This window comes from Parabacteroides goldsteinii (genome assembly GCF_020091425.1).
Classification (GTDB): domain Bacteria; phylum Bacteroidota; class Bacteroidia; order Bacteroidales; family Tannerellaceae; genus Parabacteroides; species Parabacteroides goldsteinii.
On the sequence record NZ_CP081906.1, the window covers coordinates 5,720,410 to 5,741,635 of the forward strand.

At 41.5% G+C, this 21,226-nt stretch carries 16 protein-coding genes, 1 tRNA gene and 1 pseudogene; 10 read left to right on the forward strand and 8 right to left on the reverse strand.

The annotated features are described in order from the left end of the window. Positions 1-85: 85 nt before the first annotated feature. Both K6V26_RS23575 and K6V26_RS23580 read left to right on the forward strand, forming a co-directional pair. The gene (locus tag K6V26_RS23575; RefSeq protein ID WP_224264050.1) at positions 86-3,247 is read left to right on the forward strand and encodes a GH92 family glycosyl hydrolase; all 3,162 of its coding nucleotides are present in this window, start codon (positions 86-88) and stop codon (positions 3,245-3,247) included. Next, entirely contained in the window at positions 3,244-3,411 is a 168-nt protein-coding gene (locus K6V26_RS23580; RefSeq protein WP_010801038.1) for a hypothetical protein, read from the forward strand. The genes K6V26_RS23575 and K6V26_RS23580 overlap by 4 nt, the downstream gene beginning before the upstream one ends. A gap of 213 nt (positions 3,412-3,624) precedes the next feature. Here the strand turns inward: K6V26_RS23580 and K6V26_RS23585 are convergent, their stop codons facing one another. Then, positions 3,625-4,008, reverse strand: a complete 384-nt coding sequence (locus K6V26_RS23585; protein WP_010801037.1) for a helix-turn-helix domain-containing protein — start codon at positions 4,006-4,008, stop codon at positions 3,625-3,627. 237 nt (positions 4,009-4,245) lie between these two features. On the opposite strand from K6V26_RS23585, the gene K6V26_RS23590 reads away from it, so the two are divergent. Both K6V26_RS23590 and K6V26_RS23595 read left to right on the forward strand, forming a co-directional pair. Beyond that, positions 4,246-7,290 carry a SusC/RagA family TonB-linked outer membrane protein gene (locus K6V26_RS23590; protein WP_224264051.1) on the forward strand — a complete coding sequence of 1,015 codons (3,045 nt, stop codon included), beginning with the start codon at positions 4,246-4,248 and terminating at the stop codon, positions 7,288-7,290. Between the two features lie 13 nt (positions 7,291-7,303). Continuing rightward, positions 7,304-9,022 carry a RagB/SusD family nutrient uptake outer membrane protein gene (locus K6V26_RS23595; RefSeq protein WP_224264052.1) on the forward strand — a complete coding sequence of 573 codons (1,719 nt, stop codon included), beginning with the start codon at positions 7,304-7,306 and terminating at the stop codon, positions 9,020-9,022. Positions 9,023-9,136: 114 nt separating this feature from the next. On the opposite strand, the gene ilvA is transcribed toward K6V26_RS23595, so the two are convergent. Continuing rightward, positions 9,137-10,336, reverse strand: a complete 1,200-nt coding sequence (gene ilvA / locus K6V26_RS23600) for a threonine ammonia-lyase (protein ID WP_009860208.1) — start codon at positions 10,334-10,336, stop codon at positions 9,137-9,139. A gap of 158 nt (positions 10,337-10,494) precedes the next feature. On the opposite strand from ilvA, the gene K6V26_RS23605 reads away from it, so the two are divergent. The 4 genes from K6V26_RS23605 to K6V26_RS23620 all read left to right on the forward strand — a co-directional run bounded on the left by K6V26_RS23605 (position 10,495) and on the right by K6V26_RS23620 (position 15,276). Next, on the forward strand, positions 10,495-13,218 hold the full coding sequence (locus tag K6V26_RS23605) for a DNA gyrase/topoisomerase IV subunit A (protein WP_009860207.1): 2,724 nt from the start codon (positions 10,495-10,497) through the stop codon (positions 13,216-13,218). Positions 13,219-13,221: 3 nt separating this feature from the next. Next, positions 13,222-14,091 (forward strand): DUF3316 domain-containing protein, encoded by an 870-nt coding sequence (locus tag K6V26_RS23610; protein ID WP_009860206.1) that lies wholly within the window; start codon positions 13,222-13,224, stop codon positions 14,089-14,091. 10 nt (positions 14,092-14,101) lie between these two features. Then, on the forward strand, positions 14,102-15,160 hold the full coding sequence (locus K6V26_RS23615; protein ID WP_010801034.1) for a S41 family peptidase: 1,059 nt from the start codon (positions 14,102-14,104) through the stop codon (positions 15,158-15,160). A gap of 34 nt (positions 15,161-15,194) precedes the next feature. Then, positions 15,195-15,276, forward strand: a tRNA-Leu gene (locus tag K6V26_RS23620). A gap of 58 nt (positions 15,277-15,334) precedes the next feature. On the opposite strand, the gene K6V26_RS23625 is transcribed toward K6V26_RS23620, so the two are convergent. The 4 genes from K6V26_RS23625 to K6V26_RS23640 all read right to left on the reverse strand — a co-directional run bounded on the left by K6V26_RS23625 (position 15,335) and on the right by K6V26_RS23640 (position 17,831). Beyond that, positions 15,335-15,985: a nucleotidyl transferase AbiEii/AbiGii toxin family protein gene (locus K6V26_RS23625; RefSeq protein ID WP_010801033.1), complete on the reverse strand. Its 651-nt coding sequence runs from the start codon at positions 15,983-15,985 to the stop codon at positions 15,335-15,337. After that, on the reverse strand, positions 15,975-16,490 hold the full coding sequence (locus tag K6V26_RS23630) for a helix-turn-helix transcriptional regulator (protein WP_121719534.1): 516 nt from the start codon (positions 16,488-16,490) through the stop codon (positions 15,975-15,977). The genes K6V26_RS23625 and K6V26_RS23630 overlap by 11 nt, the downstream gene beginning before the upstream one ends. Positions 16,491-16,770: 280 nt before the next feature. After that, entirely contained in the window at positions 16,771-17,166 is a 396-nt protein-coding gene (locus K6V26_RS23635; protein ID WP_129698065.1) for a hypothetical protein, read from the reverse strand. 95 nt (positions 17,167-17,261) lie between these two features. Beyond that, positions 17,262-17,831 (reverse strand): Crp/Fnr family transcriptional regulator, encoded by a 570-nt coding sequence (locus tag K6V26_RS23640; protein ID WP_224264053.1) that lies wholly within the window; start codon positions 17,829-17,831, stop codon positions 17,262-17,264. A gap of 411 nt (positions 17,832-18,242) precedes the next feature. Here K6V26_RS23640 and K6V26_RS23645 point away from each other — a divergent pair, with 411 nt between their 5' ends. Together K6V26_RS23645 and K6V26_RS23650 are read left to right on the forward strand one after the other, a co-directional pair. Further along, positions 18,243-18,821, forward strand: coding sequence for a Crp/Fnr family transcriptional regulator (locus K6V26_RS23645; protein WP_010801030.1), 579 nt, complete (start codon positions 18,243-18,245; stop codon positions 18,819-18,821). 152 nt (positions 18,822-18,973) lie between these two features. Continuing rightward, on the forward strand, positions 18,974-19,366 hold the full coding sequence (locus tag K6V26_RS23650; protein WP_010801029.1) for an ASCH domain-containing protein: 393 nt from the start codon (positions 18,974-18,976) through the stop codon (positions 19,364-19,366). Positions 19,367-19,455: 89 nt separating this feature from the next. Here the strand turns inward: K6V26_RS23650 and K6V26_RS23655 are convergent. Continuing rightward, a pseudogene (locus K6V26_RS23655) lies at positions 19,456-19,764 on the reverse strand (hypothetical protein); the annotation flags it as partial. Between the two features lie 317 nt (positions 19,765-20,081). Further along, the gene (locus K6V26_RS23660) at positions 20,082-20,648 is read right to left on the reverse strand and encodes a GNAT family N-acetyltransferase (RefSeq protein ID WP_224264054.1); all 567 of its coding nucleotides are present in this window, start codon (positions 20,646-20,648) and stop codon (positions 20,082-20,084) included. Positions 20,649-21,226 lie beyond the last annotated feature (578 nt).

Below are 21,226 nucleotides of genomic sequence, written 5' to 3' on the forward strand. Positions count from 1 at the left end.
AAGATAATATAACTCAATAGAAAAAATGTATAAATAGATTGTCCATGGATTCTTTTATTTTTGTATGCTAATTTGATTAATTAAAATGAAACATCTATTCTTTCTTCTTTTTATTCTACTGTCTTCCGGTACGTACGCAGGGAACAAGATCCTTTTTGAAATAGGCAAGCAGGATAATTCAGCTGCCGAGTTTGCTTTGTATCCCGATAACTATAATAGTTTTTTGGCTAATTTCGGAGGGGAGAAATCTTTTTATGTCGGTTATTCGTCGGCCGGTAAGCACTGGCCTTATGTTTTGCCGGGACCGCTGGATAGCTGGGCTGGCGGCGGATATTGGGCCGGGTTTCATCCCCGCCATTTCCCTGCTGTGTTTTTTAATCTGGATAAGGTCTCTGCGCAGGGAGAATGTTCCCTGACTTTTTTCTTTACCGGGGCGCATAACAGCTATCCTGTGAAGATACGGGTGGAGATAAACGGTAACCGGTTTGAGGAAGAGTTGAACGGAGAAAACTCAGGAGAGTTACTTACGAACAAGGAGACCGGAAAGGCGAAAGAAATAAAAATACAGTTTCCTGCTGCGTGGCTTACTGCCGGGATGAATAAAATCCAGTTGGGAACAATCAAAGGAACCTGGGCGATTTTCGATTGTATCCGTTTGGAAACACCGGCCGGCATCCGGCTGGGGAAAGCCTCTTCTTCCCTGATACGTTCTGTCAAAGCAGCTCCGTTCGAATACCGGAAAGAAAACGGGGAACGTATGCAACCGGTCCTGGTGGATATGGACCAGTTTGACCATTCCCGGGAACTGACATTCCGGATAGAGGGATGCCAGCCGGTTTCGCGTGTGATTGAAACGGGCGAGAGTATCCAGGAGATATGGATGCCTGCTGCCAAGACCAATGACAAACAGGAAACTTTGCAGTTCACGATTCAGGATGGCAAGGAGATTGTTTATAAAGGAGAAATTACCCGTAGCCGGCAGCCTCTTCATTCTTATTCGGATGATGTCGACCTGCTGATGGGTACCGGTAATTCACGCTGGATGTTCAAACCCGGACCGAGTCTCCCGCTGAGTATGGTGCAGATCGCCCCTGATAACCAGGATGAGATATGGAAAGCCGGATATGAATATACGATTGAAAATATCATGGGCTTCAATCATTTCAGCGACTGGACCATGACCGGATTCCTGATGCAGCCTACCTGCGGGGAACTGAAAGTAAATCCTGGACGGGAGGATTTTCCCGACGAAGGTTATCGTTCGCGTATCGATAAGGCTTCCGAAAAAGCTGAAATAGGCAGATATTCCGTTTATATGACCGACACAAAGATCAAAGCGGAGATTACGGCAACGCGTCGTGCAGCCCTGCAACGGTATATTTTCCCGGCCAGGGAAGATGCCCGGATTCTGATCGATATGTTTACTCCCAACGAGTATCCGCATAATCTGGTGAATGCGCATATCACGAAAGTAAATGATACTGAGATAGAAGGGTATGCGACTTATTATAATGCTTTTACCGGTTATACGTTGGAGCAGAACTATACGTTATATTTTGTCCTTCAATTTAGTAAGCCTTTTGATTCGATGGGGGGATGGGTGAACGAAGGTGTTAAACCGGTAACCGGTTATATCCCTGGATGGAACAGGAATCACGAGTTTGAGACTCCTGCTGAAATAAAACAGAATATCACGCAGATAGATGGCAAAGGTGATGTCGGTATATTCCTAAATTATAAGACGAAGGAGAATGAAGAGATTCTTGTCCGTTCGGGTGTCTCTCTGGTTGATATGGCTGGGGCACGAAATAACCTGAAACAGGAACTGGCTGATCCGTTTGGTTGGGATTTTGAGAAAGTCGTGGATAATGCCCGTTCCGTCTGGGATGAATATCTGGGCAGGATAGCGATTGAAACAGATGATTACCTGCAAAAGAAAAAATTCTATACGAATCTTTATCGTGCCTTGGCAGCTAAAGCAACCTGGAGCGATGTGGATGGTCGTTTTGTAGATGAAGACGAGCGGATCAGGCAGTTGGAGAAACCGGACGATTGTATCGTGAGCGGTGAATATTGGAATACGTTCTGGAATAATCAGCAGTTATTTAATCTGATGGCTCCTGAAATATCCAGCCAATGGGCACGTTCGGCTATTCAGCTTTACCAGAATAGCGGATGGTTCAATACGGACCCTGCCGGAATCGAACATACCGGTGTTATGGTTGCCATGCATCCGATCTCTCAGATTCTGGGAGCCTGGCAAAGTGGTATACGTGATTTTGACTTGAATATTGCGTATGATGGTTTGAAAAAGATGATGACGACACCTCCTCAGAAATACGAAGGCGGTGGAACTGTTGGTGTTGAGAATTTAGTTCCCTATATGAAGTATGGGTATATTCCTGCAGGAAAAGGGACGGTTTCTAATACGATGGAATATGCTTATGATGACTGGTGCCTGGGGCAGATGGCTAAGATCCTGGGGAAGACCGATGATTTTAAATTATTTGATAAACGTTCGAACAATTGGTGTAACTTGTTTGATCCTGAGTCCGGTTTTATGCGGCCCAAAGATGAACATGGAAACTGGGTGGAACCTTTCGATCCGTATCATACTCCCGGATTTACGGAAGGGAATGCTTTCAATTATTCCTGGTTTGTTCCTCATAACCCCGAAAAGTTAATTCGTGAGGTCGGTAAAGAACGCTTTATAAGCCGCCTGGATAAGGCGATGGAGCAGTCGTCGCATGCCAATTTCAATGCGGCCGGCGATAATTTTTCGGCCTTTCCGATTAATCATGGCAACGAGACATCTATGGAAGTGGCTTATCTTTTCAATTGGGCAGGTGCTCCCCATCTGACACAGAAATGGATACGTGCTATACAGGAACAGTATTACGGGACTACCCCTTATGACGCTTATCCGGGTGATGAGGATCTGGGGCAGATGAGTAGTTGGTTTGTTATGAGTGCCATCGGTCTGTTTCAGATGGAGGGCGGTTGTTCGGAAAAGCCTTTCTATGAACTGGCATCCCCCCGTTATCCGAAAATAACGATCCGCCTGGACGGTAAGTATGGTCGGGGAAAAACTTTTGTGATCGAAGCTCCCGGTGCATCTAAGGAAAATAAATACATTCAATCAGTGACTTTGAATGGAAAGCCAGTCGATGGTTTTAAAATACCACAGGATGAAGTGTTGAAAGGGGGAAAGATTGTAGTTGAGATGGGAAAGGAGGCAAAGAAATGAACGTAACATCATTAGATCAGATAAAAGATCGTTATTATGGTGAAATAGGGACACCGGAGCGCAATGAGCTTGAAAGAGAATTGGAATCTCTTCGTGTCGGTGTGAAAATTCGTGCAGCACGTGAAAAGCGAGTCCTCAATAGTAAACAAAGCAACTGTAGCTAAAGGATGTTCCAATCTAGAAATAATTGAGCTATCCCGATCCCGTGCTTGACACGGGATCGCAAAGGCACAAACCGTATCCTGTATGTATTTTTTGATACAGCCGGTTCTTCTGCGACCCCGTGTCAAGCACGGGGACAAGATAGTTCGCTTCTGACAAAATCTGAAACAAGTTATTTTGGTGTGGTTGTCCTGAATAGGAGCAAGTAAACACCTTTATTTCTTTTCAAGCTCTTCAATCCTTTTCAAAAGAACATCGATAAGACGGGAATTAGATTTAACCAATTCGCGGAGGTCATCGCTATTGTCTACATTTACAATACTACTGTCACGCGTAATCCATACGCGACCATAATCTTTAGGATAGTTATTATACGTATCTCCTTCTATTCTCGTGAATAGTTCAACTGCGGACATGTTGAGTATATCCGCTATTTTGTTCAGACGAGTAAGGGTGAGGTCGGTTTCGCCATATTCAATTTTGCAATAGGCACTCGTAGAAAGATTGAGTTTTTCACTCATTTGTTCTTGTGTCAAATTCCTTTCCAGACGAAGTAATTGAAGGCGTTGTCCTACCAGTTTTTTCAAATCTGTTTCCATACTCGTAAATAATTGATTAATATTCTTATTTTATCGGTCAAAAGTAACAAATAATGTGGATATAATGTAACCTCTTTTCAATTTAACTTTGTAAAGTCAATAATTCTTAAAATCATTTAGATCAATAGGCCTGTGAAGTGAATGGTATAGAGACCGTAAAGTCTTATGCTTCGGCATTAGACGTGTCAAAATTATGACTTGTCAAATTATTATTAACCTGTAAAATAATACAAGAAAATGCAACAAAAAAAGAATTGTGATTTTCTCCCGGGAAGAAAGGATTCGATTTCCCAGGCAATAAAGATTATGTGTGGCTTGTTTTTATGTTTGCCGACAGAAGTTTTTGCTATGGATGAGAATCTTGAATTGTTAACCTCAAGTTGGATAGAGAACAGGATGCCTGATCAGGCGGAAAAAACAGTGACTGTTATGGTACGCGATGAAACCGGGCCTGTCATAGGAGCAAATGTTGTGGTAAAAGGAACGACAATAGGGAATATATCAGATGATAATGGAATGGTTATCCTGCAAAATATCCCGGATAATTCGACTTTGGTCATATCCTATATAGGTTATATAAGCCAGGAAGTGAAAGTAGGGAAACAGCATTCAATTCAAGTGAAATTGGTAGAAGATGCCGAGACCCTGCAAGAAGTTGTAGTTATCGGTTATGGCTCACTGGATAAAAAGCAAGTCACCAGCGCTATCACCTCTTTGAAAGCTGACGACCTGATGGTTGGTGTCAGTGGTGCCGACATTTCTACATCTTTGCAAGGCAAAATTGGTGGTCTGGTGATGTATAATCTTGGAAGTGCCAATGCAGGCACCACATTCCAGTTACGTGGCATGACTTCCATCAATGCCGGCAAAGCTCCGCTAATCGTCATCGATGGTTTTCCGGGAGGTGATATCCGGTCTTTGACGCAAGACGATATCAAGTCGATCGACATTTTGAAAGATGGTTCTGCCGGAGCTATCTACGGTACACGGGCTGCCTCCGGTGTGATTCTGATTACGACCAAAAGTGGTTCGGACACGAATGGAAAAGTGAAACTAACCTATAGTAACGAATTCACGAAGAAACAGGGATATAATGCTCCGGAAATGCTCTCCGGGCGTGAATATGCAGATTATGAAATCGGTACCGATTATGGACAGGATACAGATTGGTGGGATGAATTGCTGAATCATGGTAATTTTTCGCAAAAGCATCATCTTGCATTGGAGTTCGGAACCGAAAAGGCGCAGGTCTATACTTCTTTTTTCTATGAAAAGAACCAGGGAGTGGCCAAGCAGGATGGACGTCAGGATTATGGAGGGCGTGTGAATGCTAATTTCAAACTGTTTGACGATTGGTTGGAGATACATCCGGCTGTCGATTATCGGCAGGCTGCACGTAACAACCATTTTCCAAATTTCCAGCAGGCTATGCGTAATAATCCGACACGTTCTCCTTATGATCCGGAAAATGAAACCGGATATAATGTATGGCTGAATGAATCGCTCGATTATAACGTGGTGGCCGATGCTATGCTGGAGGATTACTACGGAGTGGACAAATGGTTTAAGCCGGAGGTGAATATGAATTTGAATATCAAACCGGTTCCAGGCCTCTCTTACCAGCAGATCCTGGGATATGAAAACCGCCAGTGGGAGTTGCACCAATATTGGCCGCGGACGCATCGTTCTGAGTTGAACGAATCACGTAAAGGACATGCGCATCTCGCATTCAGCAAGACTGAGAATCTGACTTCCGAGGGATATTTTTCTTATATAAAGGATTTTAAGGAAGATCATAGCTTGAATGTTACCGCCGGTTATTCTTATTTCGAGCATAACGGCGAGAATTTCGGTATGGATAACTATAATTTCTCTGTCGATGGTCTGAAATATTGGGATATCGGCAAAGGTAGTTATCTGAGTGACGGTAAGGCTGGCATGAGTTCCGGCAAAAATATCACGGAACGTCTGTTCTCTGTCTTTGCCCGCGCTAACTATGCTTATCGGGATAAGTACTTATTATCTGCTTCCATCCGTCATGAGGGTTCCTCCAAGTTTTCTGCAGACAATCGTTGGGCTAATTTCTGGTCTGCCAGTGCCGGTTGGCGTATTTCTAAAGAGAACTTTATGAAAGAGGTAAAATGGGTAGATGACCTGAAGGTCCGTTTTGGTTATGGTGTGACAGGCAATAACGATTTCGATGCCTCTTATATGGCCGATATGCTGGGCTCTGATACATACTGGATGCTTCCGAATGGCGAATGGGCTTATTCTTTTGGTAAAACGCAGAATGTGAACCGGAATTTAGGATGGGAAGAGAAGAAAGAATGGAACTTAGGGGGTGATTATTCTTTATTTGGCAACCGGCTATATGGAAAATTTGACTATTTCAAACGTACGATCGACAATCTGATTTATGAAGTGGCCGTGCCTCAGCCTCCTTATACACAGAACACGCAGTGGCAGAATATCGGTAGTATGGAAGTCAAGGGATGGGAGTTTGAAGTCGGAGGAGATATCATCCGCACAAAGGATTTTGTTTGGTCTTCCAACTTAAATCTTAGCCATAATTCGGGCAAGATTGCTACGCTTTGGGGAAATAATACTTATAAAAACGGTAACGGTTTCGTTGCCCCGGGTTCACCGGGTGATGCGGCACGCATGGAAGAGGGATCGACGATCGGTTCTTTTTATATCTGGAAGTTTGCCGGTTTCGATGATGAGGGCAATTTTTTGTTGTACGACAAAGACAACAATGTGATTCCTGCAAAGGATAAGACTGAGAATGACAAACGTTATGTCGGAAACTATACCCCAAAGTTGATTGTCGGCTGGAGTCATACATTTACTTACAGGAATTTTGATCTGGGTGTCAACCTCCGTAGCTGGATAGACTTCGATGTCTATAACACAATTAATATGTACTATGGTATACAGGGACAAGGTAATTTCAATGTGTTGAAAGACGCTTACGGCAAGTTCAGTCATATCAAAGGGGAAAAGCAGATTTGCGATTATTATCTGGAAGACGGTACTTTCCTGAAGATCGACGCTATTACGTTGGGTTATACGTTGCCGATGAAGAAGTATACGAAGAATCTGATCGATCGGATACGTATCTACGGCACAGTCGGCAATGTCTGTACGATTACCGGTTACAGTGGAATGAATCCGGAGGTAAACATTACCGGCTGGGATCAGGGTACTGAGAAGTTTTGGGATACGGAACGCTTTTATCCGATGGTTCGCACATATACATTAGGCATGCAGTTTAACTTCTAAAACAGATTGTAAGATGAAAAAAAGAAATATAATCCATTTGTTTTTATCAGGAATCATAAGCCTGTTGGCTGTTACGTCTTGTGATATAGATCCGACATTTTATTCGCAGTCGGTTCCTGAAACGTTTTATACCTCTCAGGATGCCGTGTGGCAGCGCTTTAACCGTCCGTTTACACATTGGCGTTGGTTTGTCGGGTCCAATAATGATCGTTGGGCTTTGCAGGAAATTGGCACAGATGAATTTTGCCTGCCAACCCGTGGCAGCGACTGGTATGACGGAGCCTATTACCAGAAAGTGCATCATCATGCTTATACCGAAGATATGGCATTTGTCAACAACGGATGGTATGGCTTTTCCATGGGGGTAGCTTTGGCCTGGGATGCTTTGGAGGATTTGGCTAAAATCGATTTCGATGCTTTGGGTTTTGCCGACGGGACACGCGAGTCGATGCTGAACCAGCAGAAAGTGTTGGTGGCTTCGCTTTATTTGGACGGGCTTGATCTGTTTGGCGGTGTTCCGCTCTATACGACGACGCAAAGTGATATCAAAGGGCGGTCGACTGATTTGGAAACATTTAATTTTATCGATTCTTTATTGACGGAGGCTATTCCCGAACTTCCGCTAAAGGAGGGATTGGGAGCGCAAGAGACCGGAAGTATCAACAGAGCTGTCGCCGCTGCGTTGAAAGTGCGTCTTTATTTCAATGCAAAATCTTATATCGGTAAAGAGATGTTTGCTGAAGCTGCCGGTATCTGTAAAGATATCATCGATGGGAAATATGGGCAGTATGCGTTGGCTTCCGACTGGACGAATATTTTTGGTTTCGACAATGAAGCCTGCCCGGAACTGATCTGGTCTATCCCGAGCCAGAATGCAAAACTGGAGACGGATGCCGGCTATTGGGATTGGTCTGTCCCTTATAATTACAAAAATTATCTGGGTGGTTTGGAAGGTTCCGGATCCAACAATGGAATAGGATTGATACCGAGTCTGGATCCGACAGGTAAGAAGTATCCGTATAAACTCGGAGGTGCTTATGGAAAATTTCACGATCGGGATGTACGCAAACAACCGTATGTATATGAAGGAAGCGGTAAATATCGAGGCATGTTCATTGTTGGCAAGTTAGTTAATCCGATTCATCCGGAATGGACTTGTACGGGAAGCCGTGAATATAAAGGGGAAGTAATTACGGTAGTCGATCAGGTCGCTTATTTTGCCAAAGTGGGTAAAGATGCGAAGTATCCGGATCTCGAATCGCTCCCGTCTAATGTGGGCATGGCGGAAGAAAACTCTTGTGTCCGGCTGGTAAAATTCAGTCCACGTCCCAACCAGGATGAGATGAAACGTAAGTTTGATCCGGATGTTCCTGTCATCCGCTTGGCTGAGATTTATTATACGTTGGCCGAGTGTAAGATGCGTGCCGGTGACAAAGAGGGAGCCGCTGATCTGATCAATACTGTCCGGAAGCGTTATTTTGAGGGCGGGAACGATCCTGATCCTGTCACGTCTGCCAATTTGGATAAATATCGTATGTTGGATGAATGGCAACTGGAATTTCTGGGTGAAGGACGGAGACGTACTGATTTGGTTCGCTGGGATGCTTATGTGACGGAAAGCTGGTGGGATCATCAGGCAACCAATAATAAAAATCTGAATCGCTTCCCGATACATTACAGTATTATCGGTGCTAATAACCTGATCAAGCAAAATCCTGGCTATGGTGAGTAATAAGAAAAGATTCGAAAGAATGTTGTGTTTTAATTAAATATAGTTTTTCGTGTTTTGAGGCTGTCAAAAGTTATCTGTTTCTTTGATTCAGGTCTTTGTGACAGCCTCTTAACGTTATCCCGGAATAATCTTATACCCCGCTGCCGTCAGCGTATATTGTATTTGGTCGATATGTTCCTGGTTACGTGTTTCCATTTCCAGACGGAGATAGCAGCCGTTGATGTCGGCGGTATGGCTAACTCGTTCGTGATGGACGGATACCACATTGGCTCCGGTGCGGGCAATAATTTCAGAAACGTGCTGTAACTGTCCGGGTTTGTCGACCAGTTCGATCGTCATGGTGTAGGATCGGCCGGATTTCTGCAAGCCCCGTCCGATAACGCGAGAGAGGATCGTTACGTCGATATTTCCTCCCGATACCAGGCAGATCGCTTTTTTACCTTTTATGGGAACTTTATTGAACATGGCTGCCGCTACGGCTACCGCCCCTGCTCCCTCGGCGATTAATTTGTGCTGTTCGATCAGAGCCAGGATAGCGGTCGAAATCTCATCGTCGTTGACTGTAACGATTTCATCCACATACTTTTTACAATATTCAAATGTATGTTCACCCGGTTCTTTTACGGCTATACCGTCGGCAATGGTACGGACGAATCCCATCCGTTCGATTTTATTGTGCTCGATAGAATTCAGCATGCTTGGTGCACCGCTGGCCTGTACGCCGTATATTTTTACATTCGGATTCAGATGTTTGATTGCAAAGGCGACGCCGGAGATAAGTCCCCCTCCGCCTATCGGAACGATTACGGCATCCAGGTCGGGCAACTGTTCCAATAATTCCAGTCCGATAGTCCCTTGTCCGGCAATAACGTCTTCGTCATCAAAAGGATGAACGAACGTATATCCTTTTTCATCTCTCAGCTTCAGGGCTTTCTGATAAGCGTCGTCGTACACGCCTTCGACCAAGCAAACATCGGCACCGTACCATTTGGTAGCCTCTATCTTGGAGATCGGTGCATTGTCCGGCAGGCAGATCAGTGACTTGATGCCATGGGTGGTGGCAGCCAGGGCGACACCCTGTGCATGATTACCGGCGGAACAGGCTACGACGCCTTTGGCCTTCTCTTCTTCTGTCAGTTGGGCGATTTTGAAGCAGGCACCGCGGACTTTGAATGATCCAGTAATCTGTAAGTTCTCCGGTTTCAGATAGATATGAGAATCCGGATTGATGTTGGGCGCACTGATCAGGTCGGTGCGACGGATAACTGTTTTCAAGGCAAAAGATGCCTGATAAATCTTATCGAGTGTGAGCATTACGCTAAATTTTTGAGGAGACAAATATAGGGAGAATTCAGATATCTCACCGAAACAATAATGCTTTTTTATTATCTCGCCAATATTTCGTATATTTACACGCTGGAATTTACTTTCCGGCAGAGGCTGAAAAAGAAGATAGAGCACCATATAAGTATATGAAACCAGAGGATATTGAAGATTTCACAGAAGAAAACGAGAACGAGGAAATAGAACAGACAAATACAGACTCACAGGAAAATGGTGAGCAATCTGATTCTACTACACATTCGGAATATAAAATACCCGGGAAGGGAGAAGGCCGCGTATCCTATCATCTGTCGGGGATGTATCAGGATTGGTTTTTGGATTACGCTTCGTACGTGATCCTGGAACGTGCAGTGCCGCATATCAATGACGGTCTGAAACCGGTTCAGCGTCGTATTTTGCACTCGATGAGGCGTTTGGATGACGGACGGTATAATAAGGTCGCCAATATCGTGGGGCATACCATGCAGTTTCACCCTCATGGAGATGCTTCTATCGGGGATGCGCTGGTACAGTTGGGACAGAAAGACCTGTTGATCGATTGCCAGGGAAACTGGGGTAATATCCTTACCGGTGACGGTGCCGCTGCTCCCCGTTATATCGAAGCACGTCTTTCCAAATTTGCTCTTGAAACAGTCTTTAATCCGAAGACTACCCTTTGGCAGCTATCTTATGACGGGCGTAATAAAGAACCGGTTACTTTGCCGGTGAAATTCCCTTTGCTGCTGGCACAGGGAGTGGAAGGTATTGCCGTAGGTCTTTCTTCTAAAATACTTCCTCATAATTTTAACGAGTTACTGGACGCTTCGATAGCTTACCTGAAGGGGGAAGACTTCGCTTTATATCCTGATTTTCAGACAGGAGGTTATGTCGATGTCTCTAAATATAATGACGGTGAGCGCGGCGGTTCGGTAAAAGTCCGTGCTAAAATAACCAAGCTGGATAACAAGACATTGGTAATCAGCGAAATTCCATACGGAAGAACGACTTCTTCCGTGATCGAATCCATCTTGAAAGCAAACGACAAGGGAAAGATCAAAATCCGGAAAGTCGATGACAATACGGCGAAAGATGTAGAAATCCTGGTGCATCTGGCTCCGGGCGTATCGTCAGACAAAACGATCGATGCCTTGTATGCCTTTACAGATTGTGAGATCAGCATTTCGCCCAACTGTTGTGTGATCATGGACAACAAACCTCACTTCCTCAAAGTGAGCGATGTGTTGCGCCATTCGACAGATGATACGCTGCATCTGTTGCGTACCGAATTACAGATACAGAAAGCCGAGCAGGAAGAAACTCTCTTTTTCGCTTCCCTCGAAAAGATATTTATTGAAGAACGTATTTATAAGGATGCAGAGTTTGAAAACTCGAAGGATATGGATGAGGCCGTGGCTCATATCGACCTGCGCCTGACTCCGTTCAAGCCTGATTTTATCCGTGAAGTAACCCGCGAAGATATCCTCAAACTGATGGAGATCAAGATGGGACGTATCCTTAAATTCAACTCGGAAAAGAGCAATGCATTGATTGCCCAGATTCGCGAAGAGATCGAGCGCATCAATCATCATCTGGATAATATCGTAGACTATACGATCAACTGGTTTACCATGTTGAAGGAAAAATATGGCAAGAATTATCCGCGTATGACCGAAGTCCGTAACTTCGACACGATCGAAGCAACGAAGGTGGTGGAAGCAAACGAAAAGCTCTATATCAACCGTGCGGAAGGTTTCATGGGAATGAGCCTCAAGAAAGATGAATATGTTTGTAACTGTTCGGATATAGACGATATCATTCTGTTCTATCGTAACGGAACGTATAAGATCGTGAAGGTCAGCGATAAAATGTTTGTCGGGAAAGATGTTTTGTATGTGAATGTATTCAAACGTAACGATACCCGTACTATTTACAATGTTATTTACCGTGATGGAAAAGTCGGTTATAACTACATCAAACGTTTTGCCGTCACCGGTGTGACACGTGATAAGGAGTATGACGTGACGAAAGGAACGGAGGGCTCACGGGTGTTATATTTCAGTGCGAATCCCAATGGGGAAGCTGAAACGGTCAAGGTGATCCTTAAACCGAAACCCCGCCAGAAACTGCTTGTGTTTGAAAAAGATTTCAGCGAGATCGCCATTAAGGGACGTGGCTCGATGGGAAATATCCTGACAAAGGCGGATGTGCATAAGATCAGCCTGAAACAGAAGGGTAGTTCTACGTTGGGAGGACGCCAGGTTTGGTTCGACTGGGATGTGCTGCGCCTGAACTATGACGGTCGCGGTGACGAACTGGGCGAATTCCAGAGCGATGACCTGATCCTGGTAGTTTTACGCAACGGCGATTTCTATACGACGAACTTTGATCTGAGCAATCACTACGACGACAATATACAGATTATAGAGAAATTTAACTCGAATAAAGTCTGGACGGCCGCTTTATATGATGCCGACCAGAAATATCCGTATCTGAAACGTTTCGTGCTGGAAGCCGGTAGCAAGAAGCAGAACTTCCTGGGTGAGAATCCGAAGAGCCGCCTGATGTTGCTTACCGATGAGGTTTATCCCCGTATTGAGGTGGTATTCGGTGGTCATGACGCTTTCCGCGAGCCTCTTGTGCTGGACGCGGAAGAGTTTATCGCAGTGAAAGGCTTCAAAGCGAAAGGCAAACGTATCTCTACCTTTGAGGTGGAAACAGTCAACGAGCTTGAACCAACCCGCTTCGCTCCTGCGGAACAGCCGGGAGATACGAGTGGAGAAGGTAATCCGGATAATGACGATACCGGGCAAACAGAGAGTGATTCGGATATTATAGACGAAATAACCGGGCAGATGAAGCTGTTTGATGAATAGCCTATGAAGACGTTGGCCTCTCTGATGATTTTGTCGTTTTGTCTGGTGTTTCCGCTTGCGGCTCAGACAGACAAAAATGTGGAAGACGAAATTCCGCGATCGGTCAATGAGGCGACGATGATAGGAATAGGCGGTTACAATGTCATGGATACCTACCTGACTCCCGGAATAGAAACGAAATATACGGGATGGGGTGTACGGATACAGAATGAACGGATGAAGATTGTCCGGCTGGCGGATTATAAGGTATCGCGCCAGCAGTTTCTCAATGTCGAGTTTGCATCTACCCGGAATGCTGCGGACGTGGCAACCGATTATGTGGGTTTTGTGGACTATTCGCTTGGATATCACTACCGATTTACCAACCTGTTGCCGAATCTGAAAGTTCTGACAGGCCTTTCAGGTCGTTTGTCGGGTGGTTTTATTTATAATACTCGTAACACGAACAATCCGGCTTCGGGCAAGGCTGATCTGGATTTGAACTTCTCGGCGATGGGGATTTATGGTTTTAAGTTCGGGAATTATCCGGTGACTTTCCGTTACCAGATGGAAATACCGTTTATCGGTGCCCTGTTTGCCATCCATAAAGGTCAACCTTATTATTATCTCAGCCAGGGAGACCGTAGCGGTGTGATAAAGTTCAGTTCGCTTCATAATAAATTTGCCATGAGGAATTATTTCACTTTCGACTTTCCGATAGCAAATTTTACGGTGAGGGCCGGCTATCTGAACAGCATGTACCGGACAGATGTGAACGGGATTAAGACGCATGTTTTATCCAACTCCTTTATGATCGGCCTGGTGAAGGAATTTTATTCCTTTGGAGGGAAACGCCTGAAACAGAGGCATAAGTACAGCAGTGCCTACTATTGAAAGCGAAAAAATGAAATTACATATTCTATATTATTTATTCCTGACGGGTATCCTTCTTTCGGCTTGCGAGAAGGCGGATAAGTATAATCCGTCTCCCAGGGATAACTTTGAGGCGCTTTGGCGGATTCTGGATGAGAATTATTGTTTCTTCGAATTTAAGAATATCGATTGGGATGAAGTGCACGACCGTTACAGTGTTCAGATCGATGATAAGATGAGCCAGTACGACCTGTTTGATGTATTGGGTAAAATGCTGGCGGAACTGAAGGACGGGCATACGAATCTGTTTTCTTCATTCGATGTGGCCCGTTACTGGGCTTGGTATGAGGATTATCCGGCTAATTTCGATTCGGACATACAGAAGAATTATCTGGGGACAGATTATAAAATTGCCGGTGGACTGAAATATAAATGTCTGTCTGATAACCAGGTGGGTTATGTTTACTATGGTAATTTCTCCAGCGGGGTAGGCGAAAGTAATCTGGATAATATGTTCCTGCATTTCAAAGACTGTAAAGGTATCATCTTTGACGTACGAAATAACGGGGGAGGTGCGATGTCAAATTCGGACCGGATCACCCAACGTTTCCTGGAAGAAAAGATATTGACCGGCTATGTCATGTATAAAAAAGGGAATGGGCATAATGACTTTTCCACTCCTTATCCTTTATATCTTTCTCCGTCCGACCGGCTTCGCTGGCAGAAACCGGTTATCGTTTTGACGAACCGTCATTGTTACAGTGCCACGAATAATTTTGTGAGTACGATGCGTTTATTACCCCACGTAATGATTATGGGTGACCGTACCGGAGGTGGTAGCGGTTTCCCTTTTACAACGGAGTTACCCATAGGGTGGAGTGTCCGTTTTTCCGCTTGCCCGATCCTTGATGCAGACAAGAAACATACAGAGTTTGGCATTGACCCGGATCAGGAAGTAGCCATGACCAAAGAAGATATGCAGAAAGGAAAAGACACTATTATAGAAGCTGCTATCTCGCGCCTTTTGTCCGGCTCAGAACTGTCAGAGCCTGATATAAATAAAATCTCCCCCGAAATACTTGCAGATTAATAAAAAAGATTTACCTTTGCACCGCAAACCAAATGCGGCTGTGGTGTAATTGGTAGCCACGCCAGACTTAGGATCTGGTGCTTCACGGCGTGGGGGTTCGAGTCCCTTCAGCCGCACAAAATGTAAAATCCTTCTAAGATGTTCTTAGAGGGATTTTTTGTTTTATGCTGGTTGCTAGGTTTGTTTTAGCCAATCAATGAAATCTAATTTTATCAGTTGCCAGTTCTTCTTTTTTAAGCATTTGGGATTGGGGTCGGAATCTGCAATATCAAAATTAGTGAAACCTTGAATAATTTCTTCTTTCGTATGATTGTAAGGAAAACGTTCTACATATAAGTTTAACATTTCAGTTATCGAATATGTATTATGTAATTCGTGAATATCCCAAAAGTCTTTCTTTCGTCCACCACGCCCGATTACATCTAGTTTCATGGCTATAATATCCTCAAAAGACGTTAGACGTATATTATCAATGACTTTTGCAGGACGAATAAAAGGATCTGTATAAAATAGATCGAGTTTGACAGAATCGTCAACAGAGTCACCTATTATATAGGAACATCCGAAACCAACAATTTCACCACAATCTCCGTTACAGTATGCAAATTGAGTTCTTAGCCAGTCTTGAATAACCCTAAAATCAATAGAATCATACTCGTAATCAGTAAATAAATCTATATCATCAGAGATACGGTGTCCTAACTGTAAACTCAATGATGTTCCACCTACAAGCTGGAAGGGGTGAAAAAGGTCATTGGACATTAATTGTGTCAATACCTTTTTTAGTAATGGCGTTACTGTTTGATATTTGAGTTTAGTTGGCATAATTCAGATATTTTTGAATGTTAGATTTTAGATTGACTGCATACTTATTATTTAAGTCCAGCAACGACAGGATTGTGTCTTTACCATAGAAACGAATTGTTTCAAGTATTTCTTTTTCATTTCCCCGTTCAAAAATACGATTAATGATATACCGTTTATTGGTGTTCCAATCTAATTTATCAAAGTCTGTATCCCAAAACAAGATCTTACGATATATAGAAAGATCAGGATGATATGATTGAGCTTCTTTCTTCTTTTCCAATTCAATATCATAATAAACCTGTAAGGTCATTAGTAGTCCTTCGTCTAAATGGAGTGATCTCTCGATCTTTAGAGACAAAGGTATGTTCATATTTCTTCGTCCCTTAATGATGGCACTTAACGTTTGAGGATGAACTCCTATGGATTCTGCAAATGCACCACTTCTTAATTGACGATTTCGTAACTCCCTGCTTAAAAATAAGCCAGGGTGAACACCTTTCAATATTTCTAATTGATCTTTCATATCACTACAAAAATAAACAAATTTGTTTAGAAATACAATATGTGGATATTTATTTAGCTCCCCCTACTCAATTACCCCAATCCTTATCGAGCATGGCATAAATTATATCGTCTACCCATTCGCCACGAAGGAAATAGTGCTTCTTTCCTGAACCCCAATTTTACGAACTTCTGAAAACAAGCAAAGGGGTACTTCACTCCAATTTGAGAATAAGTCCCCCCTTGCTTATAATTTCCTTTAATTATCAAATGTCAGTAATAATTGGTGATAAACAGTTTCGTTAATATCGTCGATTTAAGGTAAGTGTCGACTTGTATGAACTAAGTGCTTCTAATACCATCCTATCTTTAGCAAATTCTAACATAGTACGTTTACTAAAAAGAGGTCCGTCCTCTATATTCATAATTTTACCTTCAATGGAATAGTTAAACTTATATACCTCAGCTCCGAATCCGTCTTCCCTAAGAATATATTGACCATTCTGTGTATCAAAGAATTGCATCTCTACGTTAATTGTCCTTATAGTTTTATCTCCATCGGTTACGAGATTAACTCCCTCCCATGTCGTCTGTTTCAATGATTCAGAGTCAAATCTAAAATCATCATTATCATTACTGCAAGAAGTGGATACGATTGCCAAAAACAGTATTACAAATGTTCTGAATAAATTTTTCATATAACTATATTTTAATTGATAATAATTCAGGGAATAATAATACGTGCAAAGTTGGAGAACATGAATAAAAAAAGCCTTGAAATACTTCAAGACTTTCATTTTTGCCGTAGTTTTCTTCGTATATGGCTGACGGTTTCAGGTGTCACACCAAGAAACGAGGCTATCTCTTTTAAAGTAATATGCTGGGGGAGGTTTGTGCAGCGCTTTAGTAGCGCAACATAACGCTGCTCTGCTGTGTCGCAGTAAAAGCCAAGTAGCCGTTGATACATTTCTACAAAAATTTCTTCTGCTACCAATCTACCAAAACGTTGAGTATTTATGCTTGTTTCCCAAAAATCATTCAGTTCTTTCATAGATAACACGTACACAGAACAATCTGTAACAGCTTGAATATTGGTTAATGACCCCATGTGCTTAATCAGTGATGGGTAATCACACACAAAATCTTCGGTAAAACTATAACCGACAATAGGTTCGTTACCAGCATTATCAATACGAGTATATCTAAAAATGCCACTTTCGACAAATCCCACATATTTACATGGCTCATTTTGTCTAACAAAATAATCCTTCTTTTTAATCTCGATTGACTTTCCCTTTTCTAAAAAGTACTTTTTGAATTCTGAGAAATCAATCTCATTTATGTATTCATTGAAGTTCACCATCTTATAATCCGCTTATATTTGCAAAGATATGATTTTTAGGCGGTAATTATTTTGAACATACACAAAGAAGTGGTTACCTTTTTCTGAACTCCTCCTCTTTGGGGTTGGTACTATTGGGAATAAAAGGTAGATCGAACAATTCACCAATGGAAAATTCGAAACATCTTTCTTGTTCATGGGGATGTGGAACGAGTATTCAACAATTTTTGAACTTTGCTTTATATGTTTTTTCTAATTTTGAAGTAAACAAAGTCAATATAGAAATGAAATTTTTAATCCCATATAAATGATTTGGATAATTCTAAATTAAAAAAGATGTTTTAGGAAAAAGGAATGTACGCACTTGTTCTAAAAAAGAGGCTTTTATAGGATATTCTTTATATCTTTGTGCATCAGGCAAAAAGAAATACTATGTCAGAGGTCAATTTATCAATATCACATTTAAATAGTTACACAATTCTCAAAGAGTTTTTCTTAGAAAAAGGCAAAAGAGTTGAATACACAAAAAAGGAATACTTCTTGCAACAAAATTTTCCATCTCTAATTGCTGGATGGATAGAAAATGGTTCATTTCGATATACTTACATGAATGAAGCTGGAAATGAACGTATTGTCTGTTTTTCGTTCGAGAAAGAATTTGTTTGTGATTATGCTTCTTTTATCCATAGAGAACCAGCACTTGTAAGCATTCAAGCCATTACAGATTGTGTAGTTTATCAACTAACATATAAAGAATTAATTGATTTCTTAGAAATGAACGCAGATACACAGAGATTGGGGCGTAATGTAGCAGAGTCTATGTTTAAAATGGCATACAAACGAATGCTGCAGGCATATTGTGATTCTCCAGAACAGAGGTACATAACGTTAATGCAGCGGTGTCCCAATTTGAAAGAAGAAGTCTCTCTAAAAGAAATTGCGTCTTTTATTGGTGTTACTCCTGAGACCGTCAGCCATATCCGAAAAAAAATATTATTAAAAGAGTCTTGAATTTTTTCAAGACTTTTTTACTGCATTCTGCCTTACTTTGCATCTTTATTATATAACGCCTTCTGCTAACTGCAAATGAACTATAACACAGGTTGTATACTGATTAGATTATCTGCGATTTTTAATATCAATCAACTAAGAACACAATTAAAATGGATATAAAACATAAAATTCAGTTTGGATGTAATGCTGATGAATTAGCAATGAAAGTATTATCAGGAAAAAAAACAGCGACTTCATCTTTATATGATTATCACTACAATGAATACAAAGATATAATAAAAGTAAATGAATTTGCTTCTATACTTGATTCACACAATAAAGAAATCTGTATAATACAAATTACTAAAATTGAAATTGTAAAATTCGAAAGTATTACAGAAAAATTTTCAATAGAAGAAGGAGATGTAAGTTTAGAAAATTGGAAAAGAATTCATACAGAATACTATTCTTCTATATTAAAGAAAATTGGGTTAAAACTCACAGGAGAAACAAGGTTGCTTTGTGAATGGTTTACTGTTGTTGTACCCAAGACACAAGAATAAACTACTTTCTCACTGAAATATAAGTGAAAATGTCTTATTGGTATCTCATTGATGAAGCAATAGGACTAATAAATAATGAAATACACATTTTAGAATAGCAAATAAAATATCCCGAGCAGTTTAAACGGCAACTTGATAAACCACCTCTTCAAGGTGCTGCCTGAAGATGACAACCTGCTACGATATTCAAAATCTATAACCGTATCTGTTACGCTTTGAATAAATACATTATCCCGTTTCCGGTTAAAATTCATCTCCAGCAAATCAAGGCTTTTCCCGTCCGCTTTTCATTTCATCAGGAGATAACGGTATTTCATATCATTGTCTTGTAACTGCTGCATCCATTCCGCAAAACGAATATTCAGGACTAACGACGTAAGGCAAATGATTATTCCTGCCCTTTCCGTTTGCTGCGTATCAGCCGGAAACAATACCTTTAGCTTTTCTTTAAAATACTTGGCTCGTTCGAGAATTTTCTCTAAAGCCACATTTCGAAAAAGAGATATTGGATATTTACCATGACTATGTAGAGGAAGAGGCTTTAATAACTCATTCCTCTGCTTATGATTGTGTAGCCCGCATGTTGAAGCGGATGAGAACATTTGAAGGTGGTGATGCTATGGTCAATCAATTGCTCCGGGAATATAGAGATACATATAAGCGAAGAAAAATATGATCGCAGCATTGGAAAAAGTGTAAGTATTCATTTGTTACCCTAATCCTTATCGAGCATAGCATAAATTATATCGTCTACCCATTCGCCACGAAGGAAATAACTCTCTTTGAAATGAGCTTCTTTCCTAAATCCCAGTCGTTCGATAAGTCGGATAGAGGCGGTGTTTCTTGGATCAATAGATGCTACAATACGATGTTTCTTTAGGATTGTGAAAAAATAGTTTACCATTGCCGTTAATGCTTCGGTGGCATATCCTTTACCTTGAAAAGTTTTATTCAACGTACAACCGATCTCTACCTGCATTCTTTCGTGTCCTGTGAAGATTATTCCCAAATCTCCGATCAGACGGTTTTCATTCTTGGTAAGAATGGCAAATTGAAAGCATATGTCGGCTATATCTATAGTCATCGGCATATTGGTTATATAATTACGAACTTCCTCCACAGATTCGGGGAACCAGCCCTGATATTGGTTTTCAATAGTATCAGAGCGGTAAGCGTATATTTCTTCCGCATCATCCGGGTTTGCTAACCGTATAATCAACCTGTCGGTCAGAATATTGCCGAAAGTAGTACCTGCTCTATCAACGTTTTTGGATTCAAGCATATGTCTTTTCTTTTTATTTGATTTAAGACTCCATTGTGGCAATTGTATTTTCTAAGAATACAATTTTTACTCATCTCCAAAGATAGTAAATATTTGGAAAACAGCTGTTTTATCCTTTAATGCAATGTGTTAAAGTGGGATATTACGTGAAATGATAAGATGACAACACGAACTTTTGAAGTGAAATTATGGAATTTGACAAAATGAGGTAATATTGCTTTTCTTTTGAATAAAAAGATTTCATTATAGCTCTTTTAGTAACTTGTATGTTATGTCAAATTAGTGTTATAGAAGAGTGTTGAATACAATATTTAACAATCCCCTTTAGGTATATGACTTTTGCAATTCGTTTAAAAGGATTTTCCATCTCGTTTAAAACGAATTTTTTTTCATTTTAAATGAGATAGGGATTTATTTAAAGGGAAATTCTTTGTTAATAAGTGTTGATTATGGCCTCTTTTGAAGCTATTTTGTAGTATAAAAGCATGTTGAATAACACTTTTTGTGTTCTATAACAAGGCAGATGAGTGTTGTAAGTGGATTGACAATATGTAGTGTATACAATAAATATTTGGTCG

Bases quoted from the DNA above. Each gene is read 5' to 3' on its own strand.
- K6V26_RS23660 (WP_224264054.1), bottom strand. From the start codon at position 20,648: ATGCTTGAATCCAAAAACGTTGATAGAGCAGGTACTACTTTCGGCAAT.
- K6V26_RS23615 (WP_010801034.1), top strand. From the start codon at position 14,102: ATGAAATTACATATTCTATATTATTTATTCCTGACGGGTATCCTTCTT.
- K6V26_RS23630 (WP_121719534.1), bottom strand. From the start codon at position 16,490: ATGAAAGATCAATTAGAAATATTGAAAGGTGTTCACCCTGGCTTATTT.
- K6V26_RS23580 (WP_010801038.1), top strand. From the start codon at position 3,244: ATGAACGTAACATCATTAGATCAGATAAAAGATCGTTATTATGGTGAA.
- K6V26_RS23590 (WP_224264051.1), top strand. From the start codon at position 4,246: ATGCAACAAAAAAAGAATTGTGATTTTCTCCCGGGAAGAAAGGATTCG.
- K6V26_RS23585 (WP_010801037.1), bottom strand. From the start codon at position 4,008: ATGGAAACAGATTTGAAAAAACTGGTAGGACAACGCCTTCAATTACTT.
- K6V26_RS23605 (WP_009860207.1), top strand. From the start codon at position 10,495: ATGAAACCAGAGGATATTGAAGATTTCACAGAAGAAAACGAGAACGAG.
- K6V26_RS23610 (WP_009860206.1), top strand. From the start codon at position 13,222: ATGAAGACGTTGGCCTCTCTGATGATTTTGTCGTTTTGTCTGGTGTTT.
- K6V26_RS23635 (WP_129698065.1), bottom strand. From the start codon at position 17,166: ATGAAAAATTTATTCAGAACATTTGTAATACTGTTTTTGGCAATCGTA.
- K6V26_RS23640 (WP_224264053.1), bottom strand. From the start codon at position 17,831: ATGGTGAACTTCAATGAATACATAAATGAGATTGATTTCTCAGAATTC.
- K6V26_RS23650 (WP_010801029.1), top strand. From the start codon at position 18,974: ATGGATATAAAACATAAAATTCAGTTTGGATGTAATGCTGATGAATTA.
- K6V26_RS23645 (WP_010801030.1), top strand. From the start codon at position 18,243: ATGTCAGAGGTCAATTTATCAATATCACATTTAAATAGTTACACAATT.
- K6V26_RS23595 (WP_224264052.1), top strand. From the start codon at position 7,304: ATGAAAAAAAGAAATATAATCCATTTGTTTTTATCAGGAATCATAAGC.
- ilvA (WP_009860208.1), bottom strand. From the start codon at position 10,336: ATGCTCACACTCGATAAGATTTATCAGGCATCTTTTGCCTTGAAAACA.
- K6V26_RS23575 (WP_224264050.1), top strand. From the start codon at position 86: ATGAAACATCTATTCTTTCTTCTTTTTATTCTACTGTCTTCCGGTACG.
- K6V26_RS23625 (WP_010801033.1), bottom strand. From the start codon at position 15,985: ATGCCAACTAAACTCAAATATCAAACAGTAACGCCATTACTAAAAAAG.